2 protein-coding genes are annotated in these 5,792 nt (G+C 38.2%); both read right to left on the bottom strand.

What is annotated here, in order from left to right:
* Positions 1 to 779: 779 nt before the first annotated feature.
* The gene (locus tag HT701_RS05470; RefSeq protein WP_172931284.1) at positions 780 to 1,754 is read right to left on the bottom strand and encodes an Rpn family recombination-promoting nuclease/putative transposase; all 975 of its coding nucleotides are present in this window, start codon (positions 1,752 to 1,754) and stop codon (positions 780 to 782) included.
* Positions 1,755 to 2,042: 288 nt separating this feature from the next.
* On the bottom strand, positions 2,043 to 5,654 hold the full coding sequence (locus HT701_RS05465; RefSeq protein WP_172931283.1) for a trypsin-like peptidase domain-containing protein: 3,612 nt from the start codon (positions 5,652 to 5,654) through the stop codon (positions 2,043 to 2,045).
* Between the last annotated feature and the right edge of the window lie 138 nt (positions 5,655 to 5,792).

The raw sequence follows: 5,792 nt of genomic DNA, 5'->3' as shown, positions 1-5,792 counted from the left end.
TCAAGTACAGCCTGCGGCTAGTTTCCTAGTTTGCTCTTTGATTTTCATTGAGTATTAGTTTTTCTAAAATAATTCTAATCTATTATTCTAGCACTAGTAGACTCTTTGGCTAAATCTCCTTTCTACATCTCGTTTCACCAAAAACTTTTAAGAGAGAAATACTCTATATTTCATTCTCTAAATTAGTTTTGTTACCGTTTTCAATTAGAGTATACTTTTTTTTTTTAGCATTTCAAGTCTTTTTCTAATTTGGAATTTAGTTTCAAATCTTTTTTAACTATATCAAGTATATTAAAAGTACTTTCAAAAATAATCAAATTCTTACAATACTTGTTTCGAGTGGACAAGATAAGAAAACAAGAAAGTCAATTTTAGGAGAAAACAAGGTTAATAGTCACATGATATAATGCAATGATGTAAAAATCGAACAAATTGATTGGAAAATTCAAACCAATTTCTAACAATGATTTAAGAATTGTTGTGTCCTAATATAGATTCAATGCACTATAAAACGCATAATATCAAGTTTTTTTAATTACCTGATACTATGCGTGTTTGTGATTTTTAAGATTTTATGCCTAGAGTCTCTATATGAGGACTTAAAAAAACTGACTCGTAGATGATTTCCTAAAGTCAATCCTCTTACCTAAAAAAACGACTTCTAAAAAAGTTGCCTTCATCGAGAGGTGAAGCAATGATTGTCCTAAAAAATAGTTGGATCGCAAATCTCTCTGAAAATTTCTTCTCTCTGCCTAACTTGAATTTGAGATTCAACATTCTTATTTATGATGGTCTTTCAATAATACTTCAAACTCAGCGACAGTCATTCCCAACTGCTTACTGGCAATCTCGGAAGTCAGAAGACCTTGACGAACTAGATTTAGTAGCATAGACAAACTTCCTTCAACTTTCCCACGTTCAAGTCCTTGTTCTAAACCTTTTTCGATGCCTTGTTCAATCCCCTCTGCGCGACCACGTTCAAGACCTCTCTCTAAACCTTTTTCCTCAGCTTGCTCCAAAGCATAGTCCTGTGCTAATAAGGCTTGTTCTTCTCGCCTGCGTTGTTCACTAAACATTTTCCTATCCTCCTCGGACCAGCTCTTGTAGTCCAGCAGTTGATCTGCTTGGCTGATGGCTCGCTCGGGCTGCTGGGTAAAGGGTTTATTCCCGAAAAACTCCAACCATGGCTTACGAACCTTGTCTTTGCTGGTTTCTCTGTATTTTCTTAATTCCAAGAACGCCATCTTGACTAGATGGTTTTCCTGTCCATTGTTTGTAATTGTTAAAACCTCACCTGTCGAATCCTCTCGCATGCTAAAACTATGAAAAGCCAAGTCATCTGAGAAGTAATTACTATCGACAATTGCGATAGCGTATACTGGTGCGATGTGTTTATAGCTCTGGTGTGTATCACCTTCTCGTTGGCGAATTTTTTCAAGATTTTGATTGACCTGACTGCACAAGTAAGCCCATAAACGATTGATGAAAAAATTCTGATGATGAACCTGAATTTCGATGATAACTTGCGTACCATTATCCAACTCCGCCAAAACATCTATACTGGTATAGAAATCTTGCGCCGAATAGGGCATGGAAGTCAAGACATGAATATTGCTTCCCTCCAAAATGGTCACATTTTTTGCTGGTAAATCCAGCATATCGCGGATAAATTGACAAGTGATTTCTGGGTTGCTAAAGATTTTCTTAGCAACCAAATCATTGGTCGGGCTAATGCCCGGATGTCTTAGAATCATATTTCCTCTCCTTTCATTATAGCACATTTTTAAATCTAGGTTTACTAGATTTACTGCTACTATCTATTTATTCGGAAAAGAAAGACAAAAGAAGCGAGAAAGTTAAAAATTATTAATCCTAATCACTTGTAAAGAGATAAATCTTGCTCATATTATTTATTAAAGACTCTATTTTACAAAAAAGATTACAAAATCAGCCGTTTTAGAGAACTCTTACCACTTCCTAGACTATTAATTCTAATGTTTTTTATACTACTCGCTTGCTCGTCAATAGGTCATAAAGCAAAATCAGTTAATCCATTCCCCGTACTCGTTCACTCTATAGCCGTCTGGTGTTAGCGAATTGAAAAGTAGTTTCCCAAAAGCATCGATATAGTACCACTTTCCTTTATAATAAATCCATGTATTGGATTCCATGGAACCAGATGATCCTAAGTAGTACCACGCGCCACTTGAATCTTGGAACCAGCCTACCTCCATCATGCCATTATCCTTGAGATAATACCAATTACCGTCTGTATCCTGTATCCAACCGGTTTGCATGATTCCATTCGCATCAAAATAATACCATGCATCATTTTCTTTCATCCAGCCTGTCCGTTCTTTCCCATCGGAATTTCTAAAATACCACTGATTATTTATCTTATGCCATCCTCTTTGTTGATTATATGTAATAACAGAATGTTCAACAGTAGAAAGTGACATGTTATCCGCTTCAACGCCAAAAACAGCTGTTAACGATGACGAACCTGTCCCGTTCGTTGTGAATTGAGCAGTGGTTTCTGGGCTAGATAATCTTTCCTGTTTTGATGGAGTCTTTATTTTTCTCTCATCTCGGTGCCCTTCTACTGTCAATTTTTCTCCACCTGTAACTTTAGCCACAAAGTCTGGAACTTCCACTCTTTCAGGGACTAGTTCTTTTGAAGATACTATAGACTTCCCAAGGTCGCCTGGTATTTTTTCTCCCGATACTAAAACCTCTGATTCTGAAAATTCCTCACTAGACGCAGGCAGTTCTTCTCTGATCGGCGCATCTTTTGGAACTAGAAACTCTACTTTATCTGGAGATACCACTTCCTCTTTGAGATTACTTGAGTTTTCTTCCGTCGATGACACCACTTCCTTCACACCCTTAAGAACCACACGTTCTCTCATAGGTGTAACCTCGACTGTACGAGAATTTTCAACAATCTTTCCATCAGCTAAGACCTTATAAGTCACCTTAGTAACTTCTTTACCTACATACCCCTCCGAAACAACCTCCGTTTTCCCTTTCTCTAACTCTTCAGAGTCCTCAAAACGCTCTGTAATCGGAAGTTCTTTTATGACACTGTTGGGTTTAATACCTAAAGTAATCACCTTGGATTGAGGAGCTATTTTCTTCTCAGAAACTTGAGAAGATACCGCTCCTGTATACTTATCTACTTGATAAGTAGTAGTTCGAGTAACCACCCCTCCTTTACCCTCTACAACTGAACGGAAACCAAGCTCTTTTGTTTCATCTCCTTGGTAAAGAGTATCAAAAGCAATCGATTCTTTTTCTACTTTCGGCTTAGTACCTTTATACACTACTCGGTAAATAAGTGGAACACCTTCTTTTTCACCCTTAGTATCCTCTGTACGCTCTTTTCCAACCTCAAGGGTACTATCACCTTCGTAAGTGGTAATAACCTCTGTTTTCGGCTCCTTTTGCGGTTTGAGAGGAGGTTCTACTTTATCTTTATCAGACTCTATTTTAGGTGTACTTGGTTTTTCGTCTTTTGGAGTTGAAGGAAGTTTATCCTTATCCTTCTCATCCACCAAAACTTCATCTTTTACATAGACAGGCTCTTTTGGTTTACCTTCAATATAAGAACGAACCCAATCCAGTTGCTCTTTTGATAAAACCAAACCACCACTGCGGCTTCCTACAACACCATTTTGGTGAACTCCAATTAAAGTACCTTTGTCATTATAAAGACCACCACCAGACGCTCCGGGTTTTGTGCCTTCATAGCTGATACCCTCAATACCTGAACCGAAATCAGTAGTATCTACAACTTCACTATCCAAGACTGGAGATAAACGACCGTCCGGGAAACCATAAACCGAAACTTTTTCACCCTTAGCGATAGAAGTTGACTCAGAAACCACCTCTACAGGAGATACCGCTTTGAAATCTTCTTTTAGTCGAACCAAGGCTAAGTCATTTTTAAATCCAAATACGGAATCTTTTTTATTCCAATAAACAATATCATCATCTGAAAAATGCACAGACAACCCATTCGGTAAGGTTGCTTTATACACTGTATTGGTGCGACCAGATTTCGTAACGACCTCAGAACCTTTAACTGTTAAAAAATTATGAGCGACTGTTAACACCAAATTGGGTGCAATTAAAGTACCTGACCCCGACCCATCTGGCGTTTGAATGTGCGTTGTAGCATAGAAATTTTCTGAGCCATTCGGAGCTTGTAACACCTCTTTACTAGGCATAGGTAAGTTGGATTTGCCACTCAAGTCAACCTTACCAACTTCAGTTCTTGCGAAATCAGAAGACGAAGTAGATGAAGGATTTACTGAGTCAACAACAGCTTTTATAATGGTATTACCTAAAGCTAACTTACTGACATACTCATCAGACCAACTAGTATCACTTACTAGTTTGTTGACAGAAACTCCATTGTAAGATACCACTTTAGCTGTTGGGGAAGTTGCTATTAACTGTTTGAAGTCTGGATTTTGTCTTAAATGAAAATTCAAACCACTTCCAACAGGACCTTCCTGAACAACCTTATCTGAAATCAAAGGAGTTCCTTTAGTATCTTCCACTCGAAGTAGAACGCGGCCTTTTTCTTCACCTTTTACTAAAGTCGCTCGACCTTTTTCATCAAAACGATACAAAGCACCGTCAATCTCATACTCTACGTCTTTTAAGGCTCTGTGATTTTCATCATAATAGTAACGGTTTGCACCATCTATATACCAACCCTTTATACCATATTTATCAATCATAGAACGAATCCAAGCTCTGTGCTTTTCCGTAAAAATCGTACCACCCCCAATACGCTCACTCTCAGGAGCGTTTGAAGTATTTGTCCCATGTTGGTGGATACCGACGACCTCTCCCTTATCATTAAACAAAGGAGCACCTGAAAAACCTCCTAAAGCTGAGGAATGATAAGTGACTGCACCACTCTCTTTATTGATACTGCTCACAGTTGTTGAGACTGAATAAGCCTTACCGTCTTTCAAGCGAGCTTTATTTTCTTTACTTAAATTCGGAGTCGAAAAATCATTGGGATAACCTACCATAGTGATTTTATCACCAGTAGAAACCTCTTTATGGCTCAACTCTCTTGGAGAGTCCTCACCACCCGTCATAGCTTCTACAGGCTTTTTAGTTACCACTACTGCTAAGTCGTTGCTATAGTCTTTACCAAAGTCTTTGCCGTTATATAAGTGAATAGAGTCTTTTTCAAGAGCTTCTGATACTCCTGATGTCGGTACTTTGTTACTTTTCTCTGTGTCTGAGTTCATCACAACATAACTACGAGCAGACGCCCCACCACGCAAGACCGCAGACTTATCATCTTGGTTTTTATCATAGTAGTTATGAGCTACTGTTACCATCACATTCGGCGCTACAAAGACACCGCTACCTGATGCGGTTTGTTTCCCACTCGTACCACTATCATAAGTGGTATAAGTCATAGCAACACCCTCAGCGGACTTCTCATGAACGCTCACATCTTTTATATCATCGCCACCTTGAATGACGTCAGCATACACTGTTCTTCCTCCAACAACTGGTAAATCAGGAATCGACAATCCAATCATACTCACCAATGCCAGACATCCCACCAATCCATAAGCTTTTGACTTACGAAATTTTCCTAAACCCTTTAAATATAAAAACATCTTTTTCCTCACTTTAGTTTCTAATACTTATTTATCCAGATATAATAGCTTACAATCTTTTAAAATCTTCAAATAAGTTATGATTGTTCCATACTCTTCAAACCATGTCAGCCTTGTCGTGCCGTATGTATATGTTAC

Origin of the sequence: Streptococcus sp. 10824, assembly GCF_013276595.1 — a bacterium.
Lineage (GTDB): Bacteria > Bacillota > Bacilli > Lactobacillales > Streptococcaceae > Streptococcus > Streptococcus pseudopneumoniae.
This window is presented reverse-complemented; position numbering and strand designations above follow the sequence as displayed.